The sequence below is a fragment of the Novosphingobium aerophilum genome (genome assembly GCF_014230305.1).
Classification (GTDB): Bacteria; Pseudomonadota; Alphaproteobacteria; order Sphingomonadales; family Sphingomonadaceae; genus Novosphingobium; species Novosphingobium aerophilum.
On record NZ_JACLAU010000082.1, the window covers coordinates 1 to 3,629 of the forward strand.

4 protein-coding genes are annotated in these 3,629 nt (G+C 66.7%); all 4 read right to left on the reverse strand.

Annotated features, from left to right (window positions below; genetic code table 11):
* The coding region (locus H7F49_RS18865; protein ID WP_185685102.1) for a translation initiation factor IF-2 associated domain-containing protein at positions 1-242 on the reverse strand (242 nt) is incomplete at its 3' end.
* 22 nt (positions 243-264) lie between these two features.
* Positions 265-999, reverse strand: coding sequence for a DUF448 domain-containing protein (locus H7F49_RS18870; protein WP_185685103.1), 735 nt, complete (start codon positions 997-999; stop codon positions 265-267).
* On the reverse strand, positions 980-2,593 hold the full coding sequence (nusA, locus tag H7F49_RS18875; protein ID WP_185677903.1) for a transcription termination factor NusA: 1,614 nt from the start codon (positions 2,591-2,593) through the stop codon (positions 980-982). The genes H7F49_RS18870 and nusA overlap by 20 nt, the downstream gene beginning before the upstream one ends.
* A gap of 2 nt (positions 2,594-2,595) precedes the next feature.
* On the reverse strand, positions 2,596-3,195 hold the full coding sequence (rimP, locus tag H7F49_RS18880; RefSeq protein ID WP_185685104.1) for a ribosome maturation protein RimP: 600 nt from the start codon (positions 3,193-3,195) through the stop codon (positions 2,596-2,598).
* Positions 3,196-3,629 lie beyond the last annotated feature (434 nt).

The window sequence follows — 3,629 nt, forward strand, 5'->3', positions numbered from 1 at the left end:
GGCGGCGGCGGAGCCGGGCGCGCGGGGGCGGCCACCGGCGGTGGCGGCGGAGCGGCCGGGGTCGGCTCGGGCGCAGCCGCGGCCTCGCCGGGCTTGCCGATCAGCTTGCGGCGCTTCACCTCGACCACCACCTTGTTGGTGCGGCCATGGCTGAAGGTCTGCTTGACCTCGCCCGCTTCCACCGAGCGCTTCAGCCCCAGCGGCTTGCGGCCCAGCGTCGGTTTGTTGTCGGTCTCGCTCATCGGTTCAAACAGTCCTTCGGTCTCAATTCAATGTCGAATCAGCAGCTTCGTCGGCAGCCACAAGCGTTGTGGCGGGCCGGTCGGCAGCGGCTTGTCCGGTCGTGTCCGGCCGGCCGAGATAGGCCAGCAGGCGATTCAGCACGGTGGCGAGGCGATCGGCCGCAGCCGGGTCCGTCAGCGCCAGGTGGACGACATTGTCGCGGCCCAATGCCACAGACAACGCCGCCCGGTCCAGTGGCAAGCGCACGCCCATCAGGCCAGAGCCCTCGGCCTCCTGCCCGACCCGCCACGCCTGGTCGAGCTTGCGCGATCCGTCCTCACCCGCGTCGGCGGCATGGGCCAGCCAGGCGACCCGCCCCATCCGGGCATTCTCGGCGATCCGGTCCGACCCCACGAGCAGTTTGCCCGCGCGCAGTTCCAAACCCAGGCGATCACCGAAAGCACGGACCAGCGCGGCTTCGATCCGCGCGGGCAGGTCATCGGGAATGGTCAGCGACGCCCCCTTGAAGGCCCGCGCCAGCGCCCCTTTCAATTTGCCCTTTGTCAGAGCAATTTCAAGGTCTTGCCGCGAAACACCGATCCACGCCCCACGGCCCGGTGCCCGGGCGAGGACATCGGGCAGCACATCGCCGTCGGGCGAGATCGCCAGCCGGATCAGCGCATCGCGCGAGGCGTGCTCACCGGAAAGGATGCATTTCCTTTCCGGTTCGCCAGCCGACCTGTCGGAGCTTACGCGCTCATTGCGAGGAATCCGCATCGGCGGCCTCCTCATTTGCCGGTTCATCCTCGAACCAGTGTGCGCGCGCGGCCATGATGATCTCGTTGCCCTGTTCCTCGCTCAGGCCATATTCGCCCAGCACGCCGCCCTTGTCCTCGGCGCGCTCGCGGCGCTGACCGTCGCGGCGGCGCTGCTCGGTGCGCTTCTTGGCGATCAGCTCGTCGGTGGCGAGGTCGGCCAGATCGTCCAGGGTCTTGATCCCGGCCTTGCCCAGGGTGACCAGCATGGCCTCGGTCAGGTGCGGCAGCTCGGCCAGGGCATCCTCGACGCCCAGGGCGCGACGGGCCTCGCGGCTCGCCTCCTCGCGGCGTTCGAGCGCTTCCTGCGCCCGGCTCTGCAGCTCTTCGGCCAGTTCCTCGTCGAAGCCCTCGATCCCGGCCAGTTCGGCCATGTCGATGTAGGCCACTTCCTCGAGCTCGCTGAAGCCTTCGGCCACCAGCAACTGCGACAGCGTCTCGTCGACGTCGAGCTCTTCCTCGAACATCTTCGAACGCTCGGCGAATTCCTTCTGGCGCTTCTCCGAAGCCTCGGCCTCGGTCATGATGTCGATCGCCGAATTGGTGAGCTGCGAGGCCAGCCGCACGTTCTGGCCGCGGCGGCCGATCGCCAGGCTCAGCTGGTCATCGGGAACGACCACCTCGATCCGGCTCTCTTCCTCGTCGATCACCACACGGCTGACCGTGGCGGGCTGCAACGCGTTGACCACGAAGGTCGCGGTGTCCTCGCTCCACGGGATGATATCGATCTTTTCGCCCTGCAGCTCCTGGACCACCGCCTGGACGCGGCTGCCCTTCATGCCGACGCAGGCGCCGACCGGATCGATGCTGGAATCGCGGCTGATCACGCCGATCTTGGCGCGGCTGCCCGGATCGCGGGCGGCGGCCTTGATCTCGATGATGCCGTCGTAGATTTCGGGCACTTCCTGGGCGAACAGCTTCTTCATGAATTCGGGGTGGGCCCGGCTCAGGAAGATCTGCGGCCCGCGGTTCTGGCGCTCCACCTTCAGGATCAGCGCGCGGACGCGCTCGCCCACGCGGGCGGCCTCGCGCGGGATCTGCTGATCGCGGCGGATCACGCCTTCGGCGCGGCCGAGGTTGACGATCACGTGGCCGAACTCGACCGACTTGATCACCCCGGTGATCACCTCGCCGGCGCGGTCCTTGAACTCGGCATACTGGCGGTCACGCTCGGCATCGCGGACCTTCTGGAAGATCACCTGCTTGGCCGACTGGGCATCGATGCGGCCCAGGTCGACGGGAGGCAGCGGATCGACGATGAAGTCCCCCACCTTGGCGCCCGGCTGCAGCTTTTCGGCCTGCTTGAGGTCCACCTGCTTGAAGTAGTCCTCGACCACCTCGACCACCTCGACCACGCGCCACAGGCGCAGGTCGCCGGTGCGCGGATCGAGCTTGGCGCGAATGTCGTTCTCGGCGCCATAGCGGTTGCGCGCGGACTTCTGGATCGCCTCTTCCATCGCCTCGATGACGATCGACTTGTCGATCATCTTCTCGGTGGCCACCGCATTGGCAATCGCCAGCAGCTCGGCGCGGTTCGCGGAAATCGCACTGCCCATCGTCAGTCTTCCTGTTCTTCGAGGCTCTCGGCCCCGGCTTCGATCATTTCCTCGTCGGCACCGGTGGTGTCGATCGGCTTGGTTGCGGCGATCAGCCGGTCGGTCAGGACCAGCTTGGCGCTGTGAACATCGGCAAAGGGAAACTGCACGCGCCCCGACTTGCGATCGTCGAGCAGGATCACCTCACCCTCGACCCCGGCCAGGTTGCCCTGCAGCGCCTTGCGGTTGCCTTCGACCGGCGCGGTCAGGTTGACCTTGGCCTCATGCCCGGACCAGGCAACGAAGTCCTTGAGCCGGGTCAAGGGCCGATCGATCCCGGGCGAGCTGACCTCGAGCCGGTAGGCATCGTCGATCAGCACTTCGCCGGCCTCTTCCAGCGCATCGATCCGGTCGGAGATGCGGTGCGACAGCGCGGCGCAGTCATTCAGCACCAACTGCCCGGTCTCGGGCCGCTCGGCCATGATCTGCAGGGTCGGCTCGTCGTAGTCGCCGCTCAGCGAACCGATCTCGCCACCCTTGTAGAGCACCACGCGCACGAGCTCGAAGCCGAGGGCCTTCACCTCCGGTTCGATCACCTCGATAAGACGCGCGATATCCGCCATTCCTGCTCCAGTTCGTCCGACGATCGGCAAAGCGATTTTGCGCCGGCCCCGTTCGGCGCCAGCCCAGACCTTGCTTCACAATGTCGGGATGAGTGCGCCGATAGGGGAAAGACGAGCGGAATGCAAGCGAGGATCGGAGGGTGGTGGGCCGGGACGACCGGATGGCGGGGACGCTGTCGGAACAAGGGACCTGCATGGGTGGGGAACGGCCTCAACCCTCTCCCCTTGAGGGAAGAGGGTTGGGCGAGGGGCCGGCGCGCATCACCTGCCCAAAACCCATTCGCACTCCTGCAAAATGGCACATCGTTAAAGCTATCGTCGTCCCGGGCTTGTGTGGACGAGATGTGCTTTATTGGTTGCATCGGCCGGGATGCGCATCCCGGCCGATGCGGGCAGGAGGCCGATGTATCGGACTGGTTGCACAGCCGAGGTCA

Excerpts from the sequence above, each read along its gene's own strand:
- rimP (WP_185685104.1), bottom strand. The coding sequence starts at position 3,195 with ATGGCGGATATCGCGCGTCTTATCGAGGTGATCGAACCGGAGGTGAAG.
- H7F49_RS18870 (WP_185685103.1), bottom strand. The coding sequence starts at position 999 with ATGCGGATTCCTCGCAATGAGCGCGTAAGCTCCGACAGGTCGGCTGGC.
- nusA (WP_185677903.1), bottom strand. The coding sequence starts at position 2,593 with ATGGGCAGTGCGATTTCCGCGAACCGCGCCGAGCTGCTGGCGATTGCC.